The organism is Yersinia aleksiciae (genome assembly GCF_001047675.1).
Taxonomy (GTDB): domain Bacteria; phylum Pseudomonadota; class Gammaproteobacteria; order Enterobacterales; family Enterobacteriaceae; genus Yersinia; species Yersinia aleksiciae.
The window spans coordinates 3,370,814-3,393,093 of the sequence record NZ_CP011975.1; the positions used below are offsets into that span (position 1 = coordinate 3,370,814).

The window sequence follows — 22,280 nt, forward strand, 5'->3', positions numbered from 1 at the left end:
CCTTTCGTCTACATCATTAGGCTATTTTATTTGTCACCATTTATTGTATCAATGTACTCGATATCAACATTATCAGCATCAATATCCGGTGCGGCTTCCAGCGGCAAAGTAAAGTGGAAGCTGGCGCCGCCATCTTTGCTTTTCTCCACCCAGATAAGCCCGCCGTGAACATCAATGATGGCACGGCAAATAGCTAACCCTAAGCCGACGCCTGGGATAGCTGACTCTTTGTTTCCTCGGGAGAATTTATCAAAAATCAGATTTTCTTGCCCACTGGTCACGCCGGGGCCGTTATCCCATACTTCCACATTCAACCACTCGCCTTGCACTACAGCCCGAATGCCCAGCAACGCCTCATGACCGGCATATTTATGGGCATTCTCCAGCAAGTTGATAAACACCCGCTCCAGCAAGCTACCGTCACAGTTGATCAGCACCATTTCACTTGGCAACTCGACACGAATCTGATGATGACTGAGGATGGTTTCCAGCATATGCAGTGCGCTGCCGACGATCTCCTCCAGTGACTGCCACTCTTTGCGCAGATTAAAGCCGCCAGACTGGATACGCGCCATATCCAGCAAGTTATTGACCAGTCGGGTGGTGCTTAGCACTTGCTGACGGATCTGGTTAGCTTGCGGCGCATGACGCGACCCCTCAGCGGCCAGATCCAACGTCAGAATTTCTGCTTGCCCGAATAGCACTGTCAGTGGGGTGCGCAAATCATGTGACAGCGCAGCCAGCAGCGAGTTACGCAGTTGCTCCCGTTCCGCATCCAACTTAGCCAGCTCGGCACTGCGCGCCAGATGCAGCCTTTCCAGCGCGTTAGCAATCAGGCTGGTAAAAGTTTGCAGCAACCGTTGCTGCTCCGGCACCATCAATTGGCGCAAGTTCGCTGGCTCAATTGCCAGCACACCATAAGTTTGTTGGGATGCCGTCAGCGGCAGCAATTGATAAGGCACCCCCGGTAAGGTATCAGTACCGGCTCCCGCGGGCGCACCTTTGTCAAAACTCCAGCGGGCGATAGCCTCGTCAACGGAGAGGCAGCCGCCTTCATCGGTGGCGATTTGCTGTAAACGGCCATCTTCCTGTGGCAGCAACAGGTCTGTTTTGGCCTGAAAACTGCTGGAGAGAAAATGGCGGCTGGTTTTGGCAATATCCGCTGGGGTGAGGGCGCGGCTTAATCCGCGGGACATTTCGTACAGATGGCGGGCGCGTTGCTCACGATAGCGGGCAATTCTAGCCTGATAGCGCACCCCGGCGGTCAGATTGCCCACCACGATCCCCACAATCAGCATCACCCCAAAGGTCACCAGATATTGCACATCCGTCACCGCCAGTGACCAATGTGGCTGGACAAAAAACAGATCGAAGCTGGCGACATTAATCACTGCCGCCAATACAGACGGCCAGCGACCATAGAACAGAGCAATAATTACCACGCCGAGCAAGTAAACCATCACCAGATTGGCTTGATCGAAGCCGGGTATTAGCCACTGTGATAATACCGTGATCAGCGCGCATAAACCGATGGCGGCGAGACAGCCACGCAGCTGCATGCGCCACTTTTCGGTGAAAGTGCGCGCGTCGCTCTCTTTCGCGACACTGGCGGCCCGATCATCTTCCAGTGCGATAATCACCAGATCCAGATCTGGCCCCAGCTTACCAAGGCGATCCGCAAAGCTGCCGCGCAATTTCCACTGTTTTTCGACGCGGCGACCAATAATGATTTTGCCCAGATTATGTTCGCGGGCATAGCGCAGCACCGCTTTCTCTTCGCTGGGTTCGGACAGCGTGGCGGTTTCCGCCCCCAACTCTTGCGCCAGTTTCAGGACGCGCAAAATGGCCCGCCGTCGGGCTTCTGGCAGGCCATGGAGGCGCGGAGTTTCCACATACACTGCATGCCAGATACAGCCCAATCGGGCTGCCAGTCGGGCAGCGGTGCGCACCAGTTTTTCGTTGCCGCTGTTGTGGCCGATACATAATAAGATGGCGTCGCGGGTATGCCAGACGCGCTCGCGCCCCTGTGTATCACGGAAGGCGCGCATCTGGTCATCCACCCGATCGGCGGTGCGGCGCAGGGCCAATTCACGCAGGGCGATTAAATTACCTTTGCGGAAGAAATGCTCAATGGCCCGCTCTGCCTGACCGGAAATGTAGACTTTGCCCTCATTCAGGCGCTGACGCAGGTCATCAGGGGGGAGGTCAACTAACACCACTTCTGTGGCTTCATCAAACATATGATCGGGCACAGTTTCCCGCACGCGGATACCCGTCACGCCGCCGACCACATCATTCAGGCTCTCGAGATGCTGCACATTCACGGTGGTCAGCACATCAATACCGGCATCCAGCAGCTCCTCGACATCTTGCCAGCGTTTCGGATGGCGAGAGCCTTGGGCGTTGCTGTGCGCCAGCTCATCCATCAGGATCAGTGCTGGATGGCGAGCCAGTGCCGCATCTAAATCAAATTCACGGATCTGACGATTGCGGTGAGGGATGCGTTTTTGCGGCAGAATAGCCAATCCGTCCAGCAACGCAGCGGTTTCACTGCGGCCATGGGTTTCCACCACCCCAACGAGCACATCCAAACCCTGCGCCCGTAGGCGCTGAGCTTCTTGCAGCATGGCGTAGGTTTTCCCCACCCCCGCGCAGGCACCAAAAAAGACTTTCAGCCGACCACGGGGCTTCTCATTGGCGACCGCAAGTAGGCTGTCGGGGTCGGGGCGGGTTGGTTCTGCATCCACCATAATGGGTCCTTAAGGTTTGGCCGGGTTAGCCGGGACTGCCACGTGACTTTGAGCATCCAGTGCCATATTCAGATTCAGTACGTTGACGACTGATTCACCGAAGAAATTAGGTGTCGCTTTCTGTATGTTGCTATCAATCAATTGTTTCACCTCGGACAGTGGCATTTGGCGCACGCTGGCGATGCGAGGCGCTTGATAATAGGCAGCATCTAGCGAAATACTTGGGTCCAGACCACTGCCAGATGCGGTGACCAGATCAACCGGTACTGGGCCGGTTTGTGCCGGATTGGCCTGACGCTGTAATTTAACCCGCTCACTGATCGCCTGATCCAGCGCCGGATTGCTGATTGCCAGATTACTGCCGCCCGAGGCCATGGGATTATAAGGCATATCTGCCGTGGCCGATGGACGACCGGTAAAATACCCCGGCTGGGTAAAGTTCTGGCCGAGTAAACTGGAGCCGATCACCTCATCACCTAGCATAACCAGCGAACCCTTAGCTTGCTGGGAAAACATCAATTTAGCCAGCCCGGTAGTGAGCAACGGGTAGGCGATGCCGGTGATCAGGGTCAGTAAGATCAGCAGCACCAAGGCCGGTCGTAGGTAGGAGATGCGGCTGGCGGATGACATAGGGGTCGTTGATGACATATTTTATTACCTCAATTTGGCTCTTAAAACGGGCCACCACCAACGCGGGTAGTGGCTTTGACGAAACAGGTTACTTTCCTAGCCCAGATTTAATGCTGTAAGCACCAGGTCGATCAGTTTGATACCGACAAAGGGGACCAGCAGGCCGCCCAAACCGTAGATCCACAGGTTGCGGCGCAGCAGAGCGGCGGCACTCATCGCCTTATAACTGACCCCTTTTAGTGCCAGCGGGATCAGAAACACAATCACCAGCGCGTTAAAGATCACCGCCGACAGAATTGCCGAGGCGGGGGAGTGCAACTGCATCACGTTCAAGGCATTGAGCTGCGGGTAGGTCGCGGCAAAGGCCGCCGGAATAATGGCGAAATATTTGGCGACGTCGTTGGCGATACTGAAGGTGGTCAGGGAGCCACGGGTCATCAGCATCTGTTTACCGATATGCACCACCTCAATCAGCTTGGTCGGGTTGGAGTCCAAATCCACCATGTTGCCCGCTTCTTTGGCCGCCTGAGTCCCCGAGTTCATCGCCACTGCCACATCTGCTTGTGCTAGTGCTGGCGCGTCGTTAGTGCCGTCACCGGTCATCGCCACCAGCCGACCTTCCGCCTGATACTGACGAATCAACGCCAGCTTGGCTTCCGGCGTGGCTTCCGCCAGAAAATCATCCACGCCCGCTTCGGCGGCAATGGCCGCAGCGGTCAGGCGGTTATCACCGGTGATCATCACGGTTTTAATGCCCATTTTGCGCAGTTCAGCAAAACGTTCTTTAATGCCGCCTTTCACGATATCTTTCAGCGCCACCACCCCCAGCACCCGTGGCCCATCTGCCACCACCAGCGGCGTGCCACCCGTACGAGCCACACTCTCTACCGCATCATCCACGGCGCGCGGGAAGTGGCCCTGATTGGACTCCACATGGCGACGAATGGCATCGACCGCGCCTTTGCGGATCATCCGATCCTGCACGTTGACGCCGCTCATGCGGGTTTGCGCCGAGAAGGGGACAAAGGTGGCATTCAGGCTGTGCAAGTCCCGTTCACGCAAGTTAAACCGCTGTTTCGCCAGCACCACAATACTGCGACCTTCCGGCGTTTCGTCGGCCAGCGAAGAGAGTTGCGCGGCATCCGCCAACTGTTGCTCGGTGACCCCCGGCGCGGGCAAGAACTCTGACGCCTGACGATTCCCCAGTGTGATAGTGCCGGTTTTATCTAGCAGCAGCACATCAACGTCACCGGCCGCTTCCACCGCGCGCCCACTGGTGGCTATCACGTTTGCCCCCAACATGCGGCTCATCCCCGCGACGCCAATGGCGGATAACAAGCCGCCGATGGTGGTGGGGATCAGGCAAACCAGCAGTGCCACCAGCACCGTGATGGTCACGGGATTACCGGCATGGTTCGCCTCAACACTGAACACCGAGAACGGATAGAGTGTCGCCGTCGCCAGTAAGAAGACGATGGTCAGCGCGATCAGCAAGATGGTCAGCGCCACTTCGTTTGGTGTCTTGCGCCGTTTTGCCCCTTCGACCATGGCGATCATGCGGTCGAGGAAGGTCTCCCCCGGATTGGCACTGCACTCGACCACCAGCCAGTCGGACAGCACGCGAGTACCGCCAGTGACGGAGGAGAAGTCGCCGCCGGATTCGCGGATAACTGGCGCGGATTCGCCGGTAATGGCGCTCTCATCCACCGATGCGCCCCCCTCCAGCACTTCGCCATCGCAAGGTACAGTGTCACCCGCCTCGATCAGCACTAAGTCACCTTTGCGCAGACTGTCGGCAGAGACTCTCTCATGGGGGGCATCAACGCGAGCTGCAGAGAGCTTTTTGGCCCAACTGGTTTTTTTCACCCCGCGCAGACTCTCAGCCTGTGCTTTGCTGCGTCCCTCGGCCAGTGCTTCAGCAAAGTTGGCAAATAGCACGGTAAACCACAGCCACAGGGCGACACTGCCGGTAAAGCTGGCGCTACCGGTGGCTTGCCCGCTCAACATCGCCAGCCAGATCAGGGTAGTCAGCCAACTGCCGAGATACACCACGAACATCACCGGATTACGCCACTGGACGCGCGGGTCCAGTTTCTTCATTGCGTCAAGCAGCGCTGTACGAACCAGTGCTGGCTCAAAAATCGCGCGTTGTTTGTGAGTCATCATTATTCTCTCTTAGCAATACTCTGGGTACTTGAAGCCGCTGGGGGTTAGCGATGCTCGCGAACCCCCATCACTGGCTTGAGTCACGCAATCAATGTGGTAACCAGATTTGCAGGTGCTCAGCGACTGGGCCTAAGGCCAGCGCCGGGATAAAGGTCAATGCGCCGACCAACAGCACCGTACCCACCAGCAAACCGATAAACAGTGGCCCAGCAGTCGGCAATGTGCCGTTACCCGCAGGCTGACGTTTCTTCGCCACCAGCGAACTGGCAATTGCCAACACTGGCAGAATCACCCCAAATCGGCCCAAGAACATGGCTGCTGCGAGCAGCAAGTTATAAAACGGCGTGTTAACACTCAGGCCCGCAAAGGCGCTGCCGTTGTTGTTGGCCGCAGAGGAGAGGGCGTAGAGCACCTCGCTAAAACCGTGTGCACCGGGGTTGAGGATCCCGGCGCGACCCGCATCAGTGCAGAGCGCCAGTGCAGTACCCAGCAGCACCACTGCGGGGGTGACCAGAATCGCCAGCGCGGTCATTTTCATATCAAAAACGTCAATTTTCTTGCCGAGATATTCCGGGGTGCGACCAATCATCAAGCCGGCAATAAACACCGTCAGCAGCACGAATAACAGCATGCCGTACAATCCTGAGCCAACACCACCGAACACCACTTCGCCAATCTGCATCAGCCACATCGGCACCATGCCACCGAGGGCGGTAAAGGAGTCGTGCATGGCGTTAACCGCACCGCATGAGGCTGCAGTGGTCACCACGGCATACATGCTGGTGGCGAGAATACCGAAGCGGGACTCCTTGCCTTCCATATTGACATTGCTGTCGGCACCCAGCTGAGTTAAGTGCGGGTTACCGGCCAGCTCGGCGTACATCACTACCACCACGGCGACGACAAAGATCAGCGACATCGCCCAGATCAGCGCATGACCCTGACGGCTATCACCGACGACCTGGCCGAAGGCGAAGCACAGGGCGCAAGGGATCAGGAAAATCGCCAGCATCTGCACAAAATTGCTGAATGCGGTTGGGTTTTCAAACGGATGCGCCGAGTTAGCGCCAAAGAAGCCGCCGCCATTGGTGCCTAGCATTTTGATCGCCTCCTGCGAGGCTACGGGTCCCATCGGCAAGGTCTGTTTTACCCCCTCCAACGTGGTGATGTGCAGGTAGCTATCCAGATTTTGCAGCACGCCCTGACTGACAAAAATTAGGGCGATGATCAGTGCAATCGGCAGTAAGACATATAGAGTGATGCGCACCAGATCGACCCAGGCATTGCCGAGGGTGGCCGCAGAGTGGCGGGCAAAAGCCCGGATCAGCGCAAAAGCGACAGCAATACCGGTGGCGGCAGAGAGGAAGTTTTGTACCGTCAGCCCCGCCATTTGGCTCAGATAACTGAGTGTATTTTCGCCGCTATAGGCTTGCCAGTTGGTGTTGGTGACGAAACTGACCGCGGTATTCAGCGCCAGATGCCACGACATGCCCGGCATATTTTCCGGGTTCAGCGGCAGTGAGCCTTGTGCCATGAGCAGTGAAAAGAGCAGCACAATGCCCAGCACGTTAAAGCTAAGGATCGCCAGCGCATATTGCCAGCCGTTCATCTCCTCATTTTTTACGCCACTACAGCGCCATAAACCGGCCTCGATTTTTTGTAATGGGGCAAAAGGTTCGCCTTCGATCAGGCGAGCCAAAACACTTCCCAACGGACGGGACAGCACCAACAACACCAGCATGAAACTGGCGATAAGCAGAAATCCTGACGCTGCCATTTAAAAGTCCTCCGCGTTAAACAGGGCATAAACCAGGTAGCCCAGAAGCAGCAGAACCAGCAGTGCACCACCCATGATGCTGAAACTCACAATACACCTCCACAGCGCATGTTTTTGATAACAGCAGCTTAGGAAGTTGGGCGAAAAGTTCTTGATAAAATAATGGGGTGGGGTGTAAAAAAAGTATAAAAACGGTCAAAAAAAGTACATAAGACGGTGGTAATTTATGCAGATTGAAATAGGTGGTAGTCAATTTGACTCATTGAGTGGGTATTTACTGGGAGAATGCATTTCACTGACTAATAACCAGATAGCGCATAACGACAATGCAACGTGTTAGTGGCTTTCAGTTAACTTTGTTGTAACAAAATTACAGAACTGACAATTTCTATCGATTTTTACGCATTATAAGTGGTCGGATGAGTGGTAAAGTTTCAACCAATGCGGTAAAATTTTGTCCAGCTACCAATTATCTTATTTAACTTTCAGCGCCACGCGGTAAATTGGCCCACCGAACACTCGGGCCACCCACTGCACGAAGGCGTTTTTAAAGGAGGATCGTTATGTCCATGTACAACGCATACCCATTGCATCAGGTTCTCTTGCGCCGTAGCGCAGTGATTCTGGCTGGTTTACTGGCGCTGCCAGTGATGCTTTTCCGCAAAGATCGCGCCCGTTTCTACAGCTACCTACACCGTGTCTGGGCGAAAACCAGCGATAAACCGGTTTGGTTGGCACAGTCCGAAATGGCGGCACAAGATTTTTATTGATTGCTGAGCCAGCAGGCTTCGTGACCATAAACCTACTGTAAAACAGATAGCCCGTGAGTTAACGCTTGCGGGCTTTTTATTACCCGCATGACGGCGTTGATAAGTCACAAGATCAACCATTCCCCAGATTCTTTGGCGACAACTGTTATGATGAAAGTCATGATGTGATGCTCAAAACAGCAAAAGCTGAAGGAGAACAAGATGCCGGAAAGCAATCAGGTGATGCACAGTAGCGAATATTGCCATGCGCGTGATGAGCTCGATGCCTTGTGTGCGGCGGGGATCACTCGTGGTGGATTGATGGCATTTCATAGCGGCTACAAGCTGGTGTTATTGGCGCATTCGCAGCCTGAATACCGAGAAATCGGCCCTTTTATTGCCGCGATGGATAAATGGCCATCACTGATTGATTTCAGCGTGGAGTATCGCCAACGATTGCTGCATTTACTCTCTCATCAGCCCACAACGGCTAATCACACCAATGTGTTAATGCATGTGCAGGGCTATTTTCGGCCTCACCTCAATTCGCCCCAACGTCAGGCGCTGGCACAACTTATCGACCAATATCGGCTGGGTGAATTGCCCCTGAGCACACCTATCGCCCAGATAATGGCTTATCTGATTGAGTTCCCGAATGATTACTTGTCCGGGCAGCGCTACTTTACCTTTTACTCAGCGCAAGGATAAGGCATGGCGACTCATTTGGTCTGGTTCCGCCATGATCTGCGGGTAACTGATAATTTGGCCCTGCATGCGGCCTGTCAGGATGAACAAGCTACGGTGATGGCGGTATTTATCGCCACGCCTAAGCAGTGGGCGGCACATGATATGGCCCCGCGACAGGCGGCCTTTTTACGGCAAAATTTGCAACTGTTACAGGCCGCACTCGCGGCTCGGGGAATCCCGCTGCACTATCATCAGTGTGATGATTTTCAGGATTCCATTATCTGGCTGGATGATTTTTGCCAACAACAGCAGGTTGATGCGCTGTTTTATCATCAACAGTATGAGTTGAACGAGCAGCGACGGGATGAAGCATTCATAGCGCAACTTAATTGCCAGTCGATTGCCTGCCATAGTTTTCATGACAGTGTGCTGTTGCCGCCAGGAAGTGTTCGGACCGGCAACCATGAAATGTACAAAATATTTACCCCGTTTCGCCGCGCCTTTATTCAGCGCTTGCTGATGAGTGATTGCCGTTGTGTCCCCGCGCCGAAAGCGCGGAAAAACTCAGCTGTGGTCGAATTATCACCACTCGAACCTTTTGATTATCCGCAGCAGGCGGTCGACAACGCGTTATTCCCGGCAGGTGAGGAGGCGGCATTGCAGCGTCTGCGCCGTTTCTGCCGTGAGCAGGTTGAGGACTACCAGCAACAGCGTGATCTGCCCGCCATTGCGGGGACGAGCTGTCTATCGCCTTATTTGGCGCTAGGAATACTTTCACCCCGTCAATGCTTTAACCGCCTGCGGGCCGAGTGTCCGGATCTGTTGGAAAACAGTGACGGCGGGGCTTTTACTTGGCTTAATGAGTTGATCTGGCGTGAGTTTTATCGTCATTTACTCGTGGCCTATCCCCGTTTATGCCAGCATCACCCCTTTATTGGCTGGACCGATGCAGTAAGATGGAATCACTCGGAACAGCAATTAATCGCCTGGCAGCAGGGGCTGACGGGCTATCCTATTGTCGATGCCGCTATGCGGCAACTGAATGAAACCGGTTGGATGCATAACCGACTGCGTATGATCAGCGCCAGTTTTTTGGTCAAAGATCTGCTGATCGATTGGCGGCACGGCGAGCGCTATTTTATGTCCCAACTGTTGGATGGTGATTTAGCGGCCAATAATGGTGGCTGGCAGTGGGCGGCCTCAACGGGTACCGATGCAGCACCCTACTTTCGTATTTTCAATCCCACCACGCAGGGAGAGCGCTTTGATAAAGAGGGCATCTTTATTCGTCGTTGGTTGCCGGAACTGGCGGCGGTGCCAGACAGTGATATTCATCAGCCTTGGCGCTGGGCGCAACGGCAACAGCAACATCTGAATTACCCACCACCGCTGGTGGATCATAAGCTGGCCAGATTGGCGACACTCGCGGCATTTGACGCCGCTAAGCGGGATGGCAGCAAGGATCCCTAATCACAAGGAGCCTGCATGTTTTTGTTAAATTCTTCGGCTAAATCTATGCAATATACCAATAATATGACGAAAATAGCCCTTAACGCGGGGCTGGTTTTATCCTTTAGCCTATACAGCTCACTGGCCGCGGCGGGTTTTGAGGTGGTGGCACTTGGCGTCGATGGCGGTGTCACCGATGGCAATCTGACCTCCTACCTGATTCGTGAGGATAGCCAGCCCCTCTATTTGGCGCTGGATGCTGGTTCAGTGTTACCGGGCATTGCCAAGGCGCTGGAGAAAGGCAGTTTCCCTGAGATTACCGATGAAATGGCCGCGCCATTGACACGGCAGGGCTATATCTTCCGTCAGCGCATTAACAGCTATTTCATCAGCCATGCCCATCTTGACCATGTATCCGGCCTAATTATTGGTTCACCGGAAGACAGCAAAAAAACCATTTATGCCTCGGCTGATACCATTGATGTGCTGAGGAACTACTATTTTAACTGGCGCGTCTGGCCCAATTTTACCGACAGCGGCAGTGGCACTCGTCTAGGCACTTACCGGATGCAGATGGTGCGGCCAGCCCAGCCATTGAGCCTCGGACTTACGCGCTTAACGGGCGAAATGTACCCGCTCAGCCACGATAAGTCGCCTTCGTCGATGCTGCTGATTAGCAGTAATAACGCCGCCTTCGCCTATTTTGGCGATACCGGCCCGGATGAGATAGAGAAGTCAAAAAATCTGGATACGGTGTGGCGCAAGCTGGCTGAAAAGGTTAAGCAGCAGCAACTGAAAGGGATGATTATTGAAGTCTCCTACCCGAACGCGGTTAGCGACGGCAAGCTGTACGGTCATATGACCCCGAAGTGGCTGCTGAAAGAGTTGAAAAATCTGGAAAAATACAGCGGTGAAGGCCAGCCATTAAAAGGTCTGCCGGTGGTGATTAGCCATATCAAGCCCTCATTCCAGCAAGGGCAGGATGTACGTCAATCCATCGCCACTGAGTTGCAGCAAGGCAATGATATGGGGGTGAATTTTATCCTGATGGAGCAAGGCGATAGCCAGAAATTCTGATGATATCAGGCTGCTGACAAAGTCAAATGAAGGGAAACGTGCCGCTGGGGTCGTCACGGCGTAAGCCGTTGGAATGCCCCTAGGTGCGGCCACCCTTTCACTCACTCAGCTTTGCCAATAAACTCTGGTATTTGATTTTGATAACAACACTGATTGATGGGACAGACACAATGCGCAATACAGAATTAGAAACTTTACTTAATAATCAACTCAATACCGCGGCTTTTCAAGACTATGCGCCCAATGGTTTGCAGGTTGAAGGGAGAGCAGAGGTAAAGCGCATCGTGACCGGCGTTACTGCCAGTCAGGCACTATTAGATGCGGCAGTGGAACAACAGGCTGATGCCATTTTGGTGCACCATGGTTACTTCTGGAAGAACGAGCCAGTGGTGGTGCGCGGAATGAAACGTCATCGCCTGAAAACCTTGCTCACTCATGACATCAACCTGTATGGCTACCATTTACCGCTGGATGCCCACCCTGAACTGGGCAATAACGCCCAACTGGCGAAGTTGTTCGGTATTCGGGTGTTGGGTGAAATTGAATCTCTGTTGCCTTATGGCGAGTTTGATAAACCGCTAAATGCAGTGATTTTACGTGAGCGTCTGGAAAAAATATTGGGCCGTGAGGTGCTGCATTGTGGCGATCAGGCACCAGCAGACATCCGCCGTATCGCCTGGTGTAGCGGCGGTGGGCAGGGATATATTCAGCAAGCCGCTGAGTTTGGGGTAGATGCATTTATAACGGGCGAAGTTTCTGAGCAAACCATCCATATTGCCCGAGAGATGGGGGTGAATTTCTATGCGGCAGGGCATCATGCCACTGAGCGTTATGGCATCAAGGCGCTAGGTGAATGGTTGGCCTCAGAGCATCAACTTGAGGTTATCTTTATCGATATCCCGAACCCCGCCTGATCCCGTTTTGCCCTCTTATGCAGTATGCACTGATGATTTTCATTGGTGCATTGCTGTTATTAATGCCTTTATCTCACTTAGTCGCGTATTTAACCCTTCATAAAATAAGGTTTTATCCTGCTTAAGTGTGCTTAAAATAGTCATCTCATCAAGACTGAGTAATAAGTCTCCAGTTTTTAATAATATTCCCTCGTTTTACGCTGATTCTAAATAAGAAAAAATAAATTTCCGTGATCTCTTCGTATCCAAAAAAACCAACCGCTGACAAACCTTGATGACTCGATCGGAAACGGTGAGGACAGACGGAAGAGTAAAGCGTCCACGCCAGGGAAGGTGCGGTTCGAGCCTCCAGGGAAGGATTTACGGCGTCTTTACGGTCCGCCTGTTCTCTCCACTACTGGCACTGGATCAATAACCAGAAAACTTGCCGTTTTCCGCGGCTAATTTCACTCTTTACGACGAGTTTAGTGATTATTTATCACTAGCGGTTAATTCGGCTCTATTGACAGCGGCTAGGTGCTAACGCATAAATATGTACTTATAACTGTTAGTTATCCAACGAAAATGAAAACGAAAACTATAAATTTGACAGGGGAACGTGAGTGCAACGAGCACGATGCTATTTACTCGGAGAAAGTGCGGTAGTTCTGGAGCTGGAACCGCCGGTAACATTAGCAAGTCAGCAACGAATTTGGGGTTTGGCTGATCGACTGATTCATCATCCCGACGTCCTTGAGGCGATCCCCGGCATGAATAATCTCACCTTATTGCTAACCGATCCGCAAAATACGGCGCTGGACGCCATCGAAAAGCTCCAACGCTGGTGGGAAGAGAGCGAATCATTAGTCCCTGAGTCCCGCGACATCACCATTCCGGTGATTTATGGTGGCGAGGCTGGCCCTGATCTGGCGGAAGTGGCGCGTCATACTGGCATGACTGAGCGTCAGGTGGTCGAGTGCCATGCGGGGGCGAGCTATATCGTCTACTTCCTCGGTTTTCAGCCGGGCTTCTCCTATTTAGGTGGCATGCCGGAACAGCTTGCCACCCCACGGCGTGCAGAACCGCGTCTGGTGGTCGCCCCCGGTTCTGTCGGGATTGGTGGCAGCCAAACTGGTATCTATCCACTGGCAACCCCCGGCGGCTGGCAACTGATTGGCCGCACTTCACTGGCGCTGTTTAACCCGCTGGAGATGCCGCCAACCTTGCTACGCCCAGGGGATAATGTGCGCTTTCTGCCTTTAACGGAGGGCGTATGCTGAAGATTATTCGCGCAGGTATCTACACCACAGTACAAGACAGTGGCCGTGGCGGCTTTCGCCGTTTAGGCATCAGTCAGGGCGGGGCGCTCGATTTACCGGCACTGAAAATGGCCAATATGCTGGTGGGCAATGAGGCTGATGCCGCCGGACTGGAGATCACGCTGGGCCAATTTACCGCTGAATTTACTCAGTCGGGTTGGATTGCAGTGACTGGGGCGGGTTGTGATGCGCGGCTTGATGACCAGCTGCTGTGGACCGGTTGGCGTTATCCGGTCAAGCCGGGGCAACAGCTTAAGCTCAGTGTGCCACACCGTGGAATGCGCAGTTATTTGGCGATCTCCGGCGGCATTGATGTGCCGGAAATGTTGGGGTCGCGCAGCACCGATCTGAAAGCAGGTTTTGGCGGCTATCAAGGGCGGTTAGTTAAAGAGGGCGATGCTCTGCCATTGGGTAAACCCACTCGTTTACCCCGTGAATCGGTGGGTATCAAACAGCTGCTGTTCGGTAACCGTGTTCGTGCGGTGCCGGGACCGGAATATCATGAATTTGACGATATCGCACAGGGCGCTTTTTGGCGTGAAGCTTGGCAGCTCAGCCCACAAAGTAACCGGATGGGCTATCGCCTGACCGGCCGCGAATTAGCCCGCACCACCTCCCGCGAAATGTTATCCCACGGCTTATTGCCCGGAGTGGTACAGGTGCCGCATAACGGCCAGCCGATTGTGCTGATGGCCGATGCACAAACCACCGGCGGTTACCCGCGGATTGCTTGCGTGATCGAAGCCGATCTCTACCATTTAGCGCAAATTAGACTCGGCGAGCCAGTGCACTTTGTGCAATGTACTGTTGAAGAGGCGCTACGGGCCAAATCAGAACAGCAGCATTTCCTGCAACAAATTGAGTGGGGTTTGCAGAAAGGTTTCGATGCTATGGAGGCCAAATGAACATTGATTTAAACGCCGATTTAGGTGAAGGCTGCGCCAATGATCAGGCGCTGTTGCAGTTGGTCAGTTCGGCCAATATCGCTTGTGGTTTTCATGCGGGTGATGCGCAGACCATGCGTCAATCAGTACGTTGGGCCATCGAGTATGGTGTGGCTATCGGCGCGCATCCCAGCTTCCCTGATCGCGAGAATTTTGGTCGCACCGCAATGCAACTCCCGCCGGAAATTGTCTATGCCCAAGTGGTTTATCAGTTGGGTGCGCTGGCGGCTATCGTCAAGGCGGAAGGGGGCGTGATGCAGCATGTGAAGCCCCACGGCATGTTGTACAACCAAGCGGCGGTTGATCCTACACTGGCGGAGGCTATTGCTCAGGCAGTTAAGGCCGTCGATCCCTCATTGCGGCTGGTCGGGCTGGCGGGCAGCGACTTGATCCGTGCAGGTCAGCGAGTAGGTCTTGTCACACGGCAGGAGGTGTTCGCCGATCGCCGCTATCAACCCGATGGCACCTTAGTGCCGCGCAGCCAACCCGATGCTCTCATCGAAAGTGACGAGCTAGCGCTGTCACAAACCTTAGCCATGGTGCAGCGTCATCAGGTTCAGGCCCGTGATGGTAGTTGGGTCGCGGTACAGGCTGACACGGTTTGCGTACACGGTGATGGCGCTCATGCCTTGGCGTTTACCCGTCGTTTACGCCGCAGTTTTCAGCAGGAAAATATCGCAGTCACTGCACAGTAGTCGGGCCGTAGCTGTGTCATTGTTGGGCTATTACAATCATAACCGTCTGGCCCAGGCGGAATAGATTCACCCATTAAATGCATTTTATGACAGGAGAGTCACCTTGGAACAAACGGTAAATCTTTGGCCGCTGATTGGTATCGCGGCGATCGTAATTGGTTTTTTACTGCGTATCAACGCAGTGCTAGTGGTGATTACCGCAGGGATCATCACCGGTGTGGCGGCATTCATGCCCATCGCCACTATTTTGGAAAAATTGGGGGAGGGCTTTCTCAACACCCGTAACCTGCCGCTAATCCTACTATTGCCACTGGCGGTTATCGGCTTGCTTGAGCGTCACGGCTTGAAAGAGCGTGCGCAGGCATGGATTTCGCAAATTAAAAGTGCGACCTCGGGTCGCTTACTGATTGTTTACCTGTTTGTGCGCGAAGCCACGGCAGCTTTGGGGTTAACCAGCCTTGGCGGTCACCCACAAATGGTACGGCCATTGCTGGCACCGATGGCGGAAGGGGCGGCGGAAACCCGTTATGGTGAGTTGCCAGAAAAAGTGCGCTATCGTCTGCGCGCGATGTCTGCTGCCACGGATAACGTCGGTTTGTTCTTCGGTGAAGATATTTTTGTCGCCTTCGGTGCCATTATCTTTATGCACAACTTTATGCTGGAGTCGGGGGGCATTCAGACCGAGCCGCTACACATCGCGCTGTGGGGAATTCCGACCGCGATTTGTGCTTTCTTGATCCATGCTTTCCGTCTGCAACGTTTGGATAAACAGCTCGCCGCTGAGTTAACTGCGCTGAACCAGTCTGCCCTGGCAACCAAGGGAGACGGCAAATGATTTTCCAACAACAATATTTGTACTGGCTGGCGGGTGTCGTGTTACTGATCGTCGCCATCATGTCGTTTCGCGATAAAGCCAACCCGCGCCGTATCACCACGGGCCTATTCTGGGGGCTGTACGGGCTGATTTTTCTGGTGGGCGATTGGACCTATCGACTGGCCAATACGCTGGGCGGTGAGGGGCCGGATGAGAAGCGCATTCTGAATATTACCGTCGGCGTGGTGGTGGTAGTGATGGCGCTGATTGCCGGTTTCGGCGGCGTAAAATTGGGCAGTTATCATCAACGTACACCGCAAGAGCGTGAAGTGAGCGCTAAGCGACTGGGTAACCGACTGTTTATTCCTGCACTGGCGATCCCGGTGGTGACGGTGGTTGGCGTGTTGCTGTTCAATAATATTCCGGCACTGGATCAATGGCTGTTTGGCACCGGTAATCACGCCACTTTGGTCACCCTGTTCTCGATGACCGTCGGCTGTGTCATCGGTTTGATTATTGCGGTGGTGATGACCCATGAAACCGCAGCACAACCGGTGCAGGAAGCGCGGCGTTTACTGGATTCCATTGGCTGGGCATTTATCTTGCCGCAAATTTTGGCCACACTGGGCTTGCTGTTTACTACCGCAGGGGTTGGCACGGCCATTGCCCATCTGACTCAAGAGTATCTGGCGGTTGATCATCGCTTTGTCGCCGTAGCAGTCTATGCTATTGGCATGGCAGTGTTAACGATGATTATGGGCAATGCCTTTGCCGCTTTCCCCATCGTGACGGCGGGTATCGGTATTCCGATTCTGGTGTTGCAACATGGCGGTAATCCGGCGGTGATGGCGGCTATCGGGATGTTCTCCGGTTACTGCGGTACATTGATGACACCAATGGCAGCTAACTTTAATATTGTTCCCGCAGCATTATTGGAGCTGCCAGACAAAAATGCGGTGATCAAAGCACAGATTCCAACCGGCGTGACTCTTTTGATAGTTAACGTATTTTTACTCTATTTCCTGATGTTCCTCTAGGAGAGGCGATGAAAAGCGTATTAATTACCGGGTTTGAACCCTTTGGCGGGGAGCGAGTCAATCCCTCGTGGGAAGTGGTTAAACAACTGAATGATTTAATGCTGGGTGGGGTCAGAGTGGTGGCCCGTCAGTTACCTTGTGCCTTTGGTGAAGCACTCACTGCGCTGAATGCTGCGATAGATGATATTCAGCCGGTATTGGTGTTAGCGGTTGGGCAGGCCGGTGGTCGTGCGGATATCACCATCGAACGGGTGGCGATTAACGTCGATGATGCACGAATTCCCGATAATTTGGGTAATCAACCGGTCGATCAGCCCATCGTCGAGAATGGCCCAGCAGCTTATTTCACTCGTTTGCCGATTAAGGCGATGGTACAGGGGATACGTGATGCGGGTATTCCAGCTTCAGTTTCCCAGACAGCAGGAACCTACGTCTGCAATCATGTGATGTATGGCTTATTGCATCGGTTAAACCAGCTTAATAGTGAGGTAAAGGGTGGGTTTATCCATATCCCCTATCTGCCTGAGCAGGCGGTCGATCACCCTGGTGCGCCGAGTATGTCGACACAATCAGTGTTGATCGCATTGGAGTTGGCGATTTCAATCGCGTTGCAGATAGAACACGATTTGCATATCTCCGGTGGTGCTATTCATTGATGTTGCTCGTCACTCCCACTCTTTGGGGATAAAAAACGCCACCTGAAGGTGGCGTTTTTACTGAGCAGAAATAGGCGTCAGCTTATTTATTCAGCTGGCTTTTAAAATCACGCTCGGCATAACCGGTATAAAGCTGACGCGGACGGGCAATTTTGATGCCGTCATCATGCATTTCATTCCAGTGAGCAATCCAGCCGATGGTACGGGCGATGGCGAACATCACCGTAAACATTGAAGAGGGGATCCCCATGGCTTTCAGGATGATACCTGAATAGAAGTCCACGTTCGGATAGAGTTTCTTCTCAATGAAGTACGGGTCGTTCAGCGCGATACGTTCCAGCTCCATCGCGACTTCCAGCAGGTTGTCGTTCAGATTTAGCTCTTTCAGCACTTCATGACAGGTTTCACGCATAACGGTGGCGCGCGGGTCGTGGTTTTTATACACACGATGGCCGAAGCCCATTAGGCGGAACGAGTCATTTTTATCTTTCGCACGACGGATAAACTCAGGAATGTGCTCTACGGTTTTAATCTCTTCCAGCATCTTCAGGCAAGCTTCGTTCGCGCCACCGTGAGCAGGTCCCCACAGGGAGGCGATACCTGCGGCGATACAGGCAAACGGGTTAGCGCCAGAAGAGCCAGCGGTACGGACAGTAGAGGTAGAAGCGTTTTGTTCATGGTCAGCGTGCAGGATGAAAATACGATCCATAGCGCGCTCGAGCACTGGGTTAACTTCATATTTCTCACAGGGTGTGGAGAACATCATGTGCAGGAAGTTGCCCGCGTAAGAGAGGTCATTGCGCGGATAAACAAATGGCTGGCCAAGTGAGTATTTGTAGCACATCGCGGCCACGGTCGGCATTTTAGACAGCAGACGGAAGGCGGTGATTTCACGGTGGCGTTCGTTGTTCACATCCAGCGCATCATGGTAGAAAGCTGCCAGTGCGCCCGTGACCCCACACAATACGGCCATTGGGTGCGAGTCGCGGCGGAAACCGTGGAACAGACGAGTAATCTGCTCATGAATCATGGTATGGCGAGTTACTGTGGTTTTGAAAGTTTCATACTCCTCTGCGGTTGGCGTTTCGCCGTACAGCAGAATGTAGCAAACTTCCAAATAGGTCGAATCTTTTGCCAGTTGGGCAATCGGGAAGCCACGGTGCAGCAGAATACCTTCATCACCATCAATGTAAGTGATTTTTGATTCGCAGGATGCGGTAGAGGTAAAACCGGGGTCAAAGGTGAAATAACCTTTCGAACCTAAGGTGCGGACGTCAATAACGTCAGTGCCGATGGTTGGGGATAACACGCCCAGTTCGATCGCAGCTTCGCCTTCCAGATTCAGCGTCGCCTTTTTGTTAGCCATTTACAGTCTCCTTAGCGCTTATTTTAAAACCTCTAACAACTAAAATAGCTTACATGTCTGTAAGGCAGCACTGCTCTGTTTTGTTCATCGCTTATCCATCTGACTTGACGTTGCTGCGTAAATAGCCGCTCTTTCACTCGAATGACTTATCACTGTAAGTGCTTCGTGATTCGTTCGTTTGCTGTCTCGCTGCTACATCAAGTTCTTTAGGTCTAGAACGTGATTTAGGGTACAGAGTATCTTGCCAATGCGGCCCATGATCCGAGACGCTGGATCGACAGGTGATGTTACAAAGTTGTTAACGATTTGTCAGGTTCTTATCTTTTATAATTCATTGCCTACGATTTCTATGGGGATATTCACTCATTACACTGTTACATAACTCGCGCTTATGGGGAAGTGTATACGCAGACCTTTGGTGAATGATATGGCATATTTCTACTTTAGTTGTAATTTAAATGTTTATTCTTTGTCAAATCAGATAATTAATTTTATGTAAATTATGTAAACCGTGATCGTAATCACTGTTCAGGGGAAATGTTCCCAATCAGATTGTGTGGGAATTGTAATAAGAATGTGAACCCCCTATACTGCCGCCAGGTCTCCGGATTACCCTGAAGTAGGAGCACCCAGCGTTATAAAGAGCACGCCATTTAAGCATTCAGGATGTCATGTCTAAATGTGCGATGTGAGGGGTTTAAACCCTTAACGCTGTCTGATCCCCACCCAGGCCCGGAGGATGGAAATTAATAAGAGCTGTGTGGGCAAAAACGTGAAAAAACAAAGACCTGTCAATTTGGATCTGCAAACGATCCGATTTCCTGTTACTGCGATAGCGTCCATTTTACACCGCGTCTCTGGCGTAATGACTTTCGTTGCCGTTGGTATCCTCCTTTGGCTGTTAGGTTTGTCTGTTTCCTCGCAAGATGGATTCATGCAAGCTGCGGCGATCATGAATAGCTTTATTGTTAAATTCATCTTCTGGGGAATACTCACTGCGCTGGCCTATCACGTTTGCGGTGGTATTCGCCACTTGCTAATGGATTTTGGCTATATCGAAGAGAGCTTGGCTGCGGGGACCCGCTCCGCCCAAGTCGCAATGGTGTTAACCCTGGTGCTGTCAGTTTTAGCTGGAGTCCTGGTATGGTAAGCAATGCTTCTGCGTTAGGGCGTAATGGAGTACACGACTGGCTGTTACTGCGTGCTTCTGCAATCGTCATCACTCTATATATTCTTTATATTCTGGGCTTCGTGGTTATCGTCCCAGATATCACCTATGAAATCTGGCGTGGCTTCTTCGCCTCGCACATCACAAAAGTATTTACCCTGCTGACATTGCTGTCGATTCTGGTTCACGCCTGGATTGGTCTGTGGCAGGTATTAACGGACTATATAAAGCCGCTGGCGATACGACTGGTGTTACAACTGGCCGTCGTGATTACGCTGCTGGTCTACCTCTTGTATGGAACAATTGTGGTGTGGGGTGCTTAAATGAAACTGCCGGTCAGAGAGTTTGATGCTGTTGTTGTCGGTGCGGGTGGTGCAGGTATGCGCGCCGCGCTGCAAATTTCACAAATGGGGCTCTCTTGCGCCCTGATATCAAAAGTTTTCCCAACGCGTTCCCATACCGTGTCTGCGCAGGGCGGTATCACCGTCGCACTGGGTAATACCCACGAAGACAACTGGGAATGGCATATGTATGACACGGTAAAAGGCTCCGATTATATCGGTGACCAAGATGCCATTGAATATATGTGCAAAACCGGACCAGAAGCGGTTCTGGAACTGGAACATATGGGGTTACCTTTCTCCCGTTTAGACGATGGCAGCATTTATCAGCGGCCATTCGGTGGGCAGTCACTGAACTTTGGCGGTGGGCAAGCGGCGCGTACAGCGGCAGCGGCTGACCGTACTGGGCATGCGCTGTTGCACACCCTTTATCAGCAGAACCTGAAAAACCACACCACGATTTTCTCCGAGTGGTATGCACTGGATTTGGTGAAGAATCAGGACGGTGCTTTTGTCGGCTGTACTGCTATCTGCATTGAAACCGGTGAAGTCGTCTATTTCAAAGCACGGGCAACAATATTGGCCACCGGCGGTGCTGGCCGTATTTATCAATCCACCACCAATGCGCACATTAATACTGGTGACGGTGTCGGCATGGCTCTGCGCGCCGGAGTTCCGGTGCAGGACATGGAAATGTGGCAGTTCCACCCGACGGGTATCGCCGGGGCGGGGGTGTTGGTGACGGAAGGGTGTCGTGGTGAAGGCGGTTATCTGCTGAACAAGCACGGTGAGCGCTTCATGGAGCGCTATGCGCCGAATGCCAAAGATTTGGCGGGTCGTGACGTAGTGGCGCGTTCCATTATGATCGAAATCCGTGAAGGCCGTGGCTGTGAGGGTCCGTGGGGACCACATGCCAAACTGAAACTGGATCACTTGGGTAAAGATGTGCTGGAGTCCCGTCTGCCGGGTATTCTTGAGCTATCACGAACCTTTGCTCACGTTGACCCGATCAAAGAACCTATCCCCGTGATTCCAACCTGCCACTACATGATGGGTGGGATCCCAACCAAAGTGACTGGTCAAGCGATTACAGTAAATGAAAAGGGCGAAGACGTTGTCATCCCTGGTCTGTTTGCTGTTGGTGAAATTGCCTGTGTTTCTGTCCATGGTGCAAACCGTCTGGGCGGTAACTCATTACTGGACTTGGTGGTATTTGGTCGCGCAGCCGGTATGCATCTGCAAGAGTCATTGATGGAGCAGGGTGCAAGCCGCGATGCTAGCGATTCAGATATCGAAGCCTCGTTGGATCGCATGAATCGCTGGAATAACACCCGCTCAGGTGAAGACCCAGTTGAGATCCGCAAAGCATTACAAGCCTGCATGCAGAATAACTTCTCGGTCTTCCGTGAAGGTGATGCAATGGCAAACGGCTTGGAAGAACTGAAAACTATCCGCGAACGTCTGCAAAATGCCCGTCTGGATGACACTTCTAGCGAGTTCAATACCCAGCGTATTGAATGTCTGGAATTGGACAACCTGATGGAAACTGCGTTTTCCACCGCTGTGTCAGCTAACTTCCGTACCGAAAGTCGTGGCGCGCATAGCCGCTTTGACTTCCCGGAACGTGATGATGCGAACTGGCTGTGTCACTCGCTGTATTTGCCTGACACCGAAAGCATGACCCGCCGTGAGGTAAACATGCAACCTAAGTTACGCGCGGCCTTCCCGCCGAAAGTGCGTTCTTATTAATGCATGTGTTGTG

Annotated in this window: 20 protein-coding genes; 14 read left to right on the top strand and 6 right to left on the bottom strand. The window is 52.9% G+C overall.

The window, feature by feature from the left end; all coding sequences use genetic code 11:
• Nucleotides 1-26: 26 nt before the first annotated feature.
• The 5 genes from kdpD to ACZ76_RS15160 form a co-directional block, all read right to left on the bottom strand.
• Nucleotides 27-2,750 (bottom strand): two-component system sensor histidine kinase KdpD, encoded by a 2,724-nt coding sequence (kdpD, locus tag ACZ76_RS15140; protein WP_048619670.1) that lies wholly within the window; start codon nucleotides 2,748-2,750, stop codon nucleotides 27-29.
• Between the two features lie 9 nt (nucleotides 2,751-2,759).
• The gene (gene kdpC / locus ACZ76_RS15145; protein WP_048619671.1) at nucleotides 2,760-3,398 is read right to left on the bottom strand and encodes a potassium-transporting ATPase subunit KdpC; all 639 of its coding nucleotides are present in this window, start codon (nucleotides 3,396-3,398) and stop codon (nucleotides 2,760-2,762) included.
• A gap of 78 nt (nucleotides 3,399-3,476) precedes the next feature.
• Nucleotides 3,477-5,543, bottom strand: a complete 2,067-nt coding sequence (kdpB, locus tag ACZ76_RS15150) for a potassium-transporting ATPase subunit KdpB (RefSeq protein WP_048620326.1) — start codon at nucleotides 5,541-5,543, stop codon at nucleotides 3,477-3,479.
• A 91-nt stretch (nucleotides 5,544-5,634) separates the two neighbouring features.
• Nucleotides 5,635-7,323, bottom strand: a complete 1,689-nt coding sequence (kdpA, locus tag ACZ76_RS15155; protein WP_048619672.1) for a potassium-transporting ATPase subunit KdpA — start codon at nucleotides 7,321-7,323, stop codon at nucleotides 5,635-5,637.
• On the bottom strand, nucleotides 7,324-7,413 hold the full coding sequence (locus ACZ76_RS15160) for a K(+)-transporting ATPase subunit F (protein WP_032898491.1): 90 nt from the start codon (nucleotides 7,411-7,413) through the stop codon (nucleotides 7,324-7,326).
• Nucleotides 7,414-7,886: 473 nt separating this feature from the next.
• Between ACZ76_RS15160 and ACZ76_RS15165 the strand changes: the two genes are divergently transcribed.
• From ACZ76_RS15165 to pcp, 11 genes are all read left to right on the top strand, one after another.
• Nucleotides 7,887-8,093 carry a YbfA family protein gene (locus ACZ76_RS15165; RefSeq protein WP_032898490.1) on the top strand — a complete coding sequence of 69 codons (207 nt, stop codon included), beginning with the start codon at nucleotides 7,887-7,889 and terminating at the stop codon, nucleotides 8,091-8,093.
• A 201-nt stretch (nucleotides 8,094-8,294) separates the two neighbouring features.
• On the top strand, nucleotides 8,295-8,780 hold the full coding sequence (locus ACZ76_RS15170) for a YbgA family protein (RefSeq protein ID WP_048619673.1): 486 nt from the start codon (nucleotides 8,295-8,297) through the stop codon (nucleotides 8,778-8,780).
• A gap of 3 nt (nucleotides 8,781-8,783) precedes the next feature.
• On the top strand, nucleotides 8,784-10,229 hold the full coding sequence (gene phrB, locus ACZ76_RS15175; RefSeq protein WP_048619675.1) for a deoxyribodipyrimidine photo-lyase: 1,446 nt from the start codon (nucleotides 8,784-8,786) through the stop codon (nucleotides 10,227-10,229).
• A gap of 15 nt (nucleotides 10,230-10,244) precedes the next feature.
• Complete coding sequence (locus tag ACZ76_RS15180; RefSeq protein WP_048619676.1) at nucleotides 10,245-11,285, top strand: MBL fold metallo-hydrolase; 1,041 nt, start codon at nucleotides 10,245-10,247, stop codon at nucleotides 11,283-11,285.
• A 170-nt stretch (nucleotides 11,286-11,455) separates the two neighbouring features.
• Complete coding sequence (locus ACZ76_RS15185; protein WP_048619677.1) at nucleotides 11,456-12,199, top strand: type 2 GTP cyclohydrolase I; 744 nt, start codon at nucleotides 11,456-11,458, stop codon at nucleotides 12,197-12,199.
• A gap of 602 nt (nucleotides 12,200-12,801) precedes the next feature.
• A complete protein-coding gene (gene pxpB, locus ACZ76_RS15190; protein WP_048619678.1) occupies nucleotides 12,802-13,458 on the top strand; it encodes a 5-oxoprolinase subunit PxpB in 657 nt (218 codons plus the stop codon).
• On the top strand, nucleotides 13,452-14,402 hold the full coding sequence (gene pxpC / locus ACZ76_RS15195) for a 5-oxoprolinase subunit PxpC (RefSeq protein WP_048619679.1): 951 nt from the start codon (nucleotides 13,452-13,454) through the stop codon (nucleotides 14,400-14,402). The genes pxpB and pxpC overlap by 7 nt, the downstream gene beginning before the upstream one ends.
• The gene (gene pxpA, locus ACZ76_RS15200) at nucleotides 14,399-15,136 is read left to right on the top strand and encodes a 5-oxoprolinase subunit PxpA (protein ID WP_048619680.1); all 738 of its coding nucleotides are present in this window, start codon (nucleotides 14,399-14,401) and stop codon (nucleotides 15,134-15,136) included. Before pxpC ends, pxpA begins: the two co-directional genes overlap by 4 nt.
• Nucleotides 15,137-15,239: 103 nt before the next feature.
• Nucleotides 15,240-15,971, top strand: coding sequence for a DUF969 domain-containing protein (locus ACZ76_RS15205; protein ID WP_048619681.1), 732 nt, complete (start codon nucleotides 15,240-15,242; stop codon nucleotides 15,969-15,971).
• A complete protein-coding gene (locus ACZ76_RS15210; RefSeq protein ID WP_048619682.1) occupies nucleotides 15,968-16,987 on the top strand; it encodes a DUF979 domain-containing protein in 1,020 nt (339 codons plus the stop codon). Before ACZ76_RS15205 ends, ACZ76_RS15210 begins: the two co-directional genes overlap by 4 nt.
• 8 nt (nucleotides 16,988-16,995) lie before the next feature.
• Complete coding sequence (gene pcp, locus ACZ76_RS15215; protein ID WP_048619683.1) at nucleotides 16,996-17,643, top strand: pyroglutamyl-peptidase I; 648 nt, start codon at nucleotides 16,996-16,998, stop codon at nucleotides 17,641-17,643.
• An 82-nt stretch (nucleotides 17,644-17,725) separates the two neighbouring features.
• Here the strand turns inward: pcp and ACZ76_RS15220 are convergent, their stop codons facing one another.
• The gene (locus ACZ76_RS15220) at nucleotides 17,726-19,009 is read right to left on the bottom strand and encodes a citrate synthase (RefSeq protein ID WP_048619684.1); all 1,284 of its coding nucleotides are present in this window, start codon (nucleotides 19,007-19,009) and stop codon (nucleotides 17,726-17,728) included.
• A gap of 739 nt (nucleotides 19,010-19,748) precedes the next feature.
• Here ACZ76_RS15220 and sdhC point away from each other — a divergent pair.
• From sdhC to sdhA, 3 genes are read left to right on the top strand one after another with little or no spacing between them, the layout of a single operon-like run.
• Entirely contained in the window at nucleotides 19,749-20,159 is a 411-nt protein-coding gene (gene sdhC, locus ACZ76_RS15225; RefSeq protein WP_172666803.1) for a succinate dehydrogenase cytochrome b556 subunit, read from the top strand.
• Nucleotides 20,153-20,500, top strand: coding sequence for a succinate dehydrogenase membrane anchor subunit (gene sdhD / locus ACZ76_RS15230; RefSeq protein ID WP_032814733.1), 348 nt, complete (start codon nucleotides 20,153-20,155; stop codon nucleotides 20,498-20,500). Before sdhC ends, sdhD begins: the two co-directional genes overlap by 7 nt.
• Nucleotides 20,501-22,267, top strand: coding sequence for a succinate dehydrogenase flavoprotein subunit (gene sdhA / locus ACZ76_RS15235; RefSeq protein WP_048619685.1), 1,767 nt, complete (start codon nucleotides 20,501-20,503; stop codon nucleotides 22,265-22,267). It begins immediately after the preceding gene.
• Nucleotides 22,268-22,280 lie beyond the last annotated feature (13 nt).

Excerpts from the sequence above, each read along its gene's own strand:
- phrB (WP_048619675.1), top strand. The coding sequence starts at position 8,784 with ATGGCGACTCATTTGGTCTGGTTCCGCCATGATCTGCGGGTAACTGAT.
- ACZ76_RS15170 (WP_048619673.1), top strand. The coding sequence starts at position 8,295 with ATGCCGGAAAGCAATCAGGTGATGCACAGTAGCGAATATTGCCATGCG.
- sdhD (WP_032814733.1), top strand. The coding sequence starts at position 20,153 with ATGGTAAGCAATGCTTCTGCGTTAGGGCGTAATGGAGTACACGACTGG.
- sdhA (WP_048619685.1), top strand. The coding sequence starts at position 20,501 with ATGAAACTGCCGGTCAGAGAGTTTGATGCTGTTGTTGTCGGTGCGGGT.
- ACZ76_RS15220 (WP_048619684.1), bottom strand. The coding sequence starts at position 19,009 with ATGGCTAACAAAAAGGCGACGCTGAATCTGGAAGGCGAAGCTGCGATC.
- pxpC (WP_048619679.1), top strand. The coding sequence starts at position 13,452 with ATGCTGAAGATTATTCGCGCAGGTATCTACACCACAGTACAAGACAGT.
- ACZ76_RS15165 (WP_032898490.1), top strand. The coding sequence starts at position 7,887 with ATGTCCATGTACAACGCATACCCATTGCATCAGGTTCTCTTGCGCCGT.
- kdpC (WP_048619671.1), bottom strand. The coding sequence starts at position 3,398 with ATGTCATCAACGACCCCTATGTCATCCGCCAGCCGCATCTCCTACCTA.
- sdhC (WP_172666803.1), top strand. The coding sequence starts at position 19,749 with ATGGAAATTAATAAGAGCTGTGTGGGCAAAAACGTGAAAAAACAAAGA.
- ACZ76_RS15210 (WP_048619682.1), top strand. The coding sequence starts at position 15,968 with ATGATTTTCCAACAACAATATTTGTACTGGCTGGCGGGTGTCGTGTTA.
- pxpA (WP_048619680.1), top strand. The coding sequence starts at position 14,399 with ATGAACATTGATTTAAACGCCGATTTAGGTGAAGGCTGCGCCAATGAT.
- kdpD (WP_048619670.1), bottom strand. The coding sequence starts at position 2,750 with ATGGTGGATGCAGAACCAACCCGCCCCGACCCCGACAGCCTACTTGCG.
- kdpA (WP_048619672.1), bottom strand. The coding sequence starts at position 7,323 with ATGGCAGCGTCAGGATTTCTGCTTATCGCCAGTTTCATGCTGGTGTTG.
- ACZ76_RS15185 (WP_048619677.1), top strand. The coding sequence starts at position 11,456 with ATGCGCAATACAGAATTAGAAACTTTACTTAATAATCAACTCAATACC.
- kdpB (WP_048620326.1), bottom strand. The coding sequence starts at position 5,543 with ATGACTCACAAACAACGCGCGATTTTTGAGCCAGCACTGGTTCGTACA.
- pcp (WP_048619683.1), top strand. The coding sequence starts at position 16,996 with ATGAAAAGCGTATTAATTACCGGGTTTGAACCCTTTGGCGGGGAGCGA.
- ACZ76_RS15180 (WP_048619676.1), top strand. The coding sequence starts at position 10,245 with ATGTTTTTGTTAAATTCTTCGGCTAAATCTATGCAATATACCAATAAT.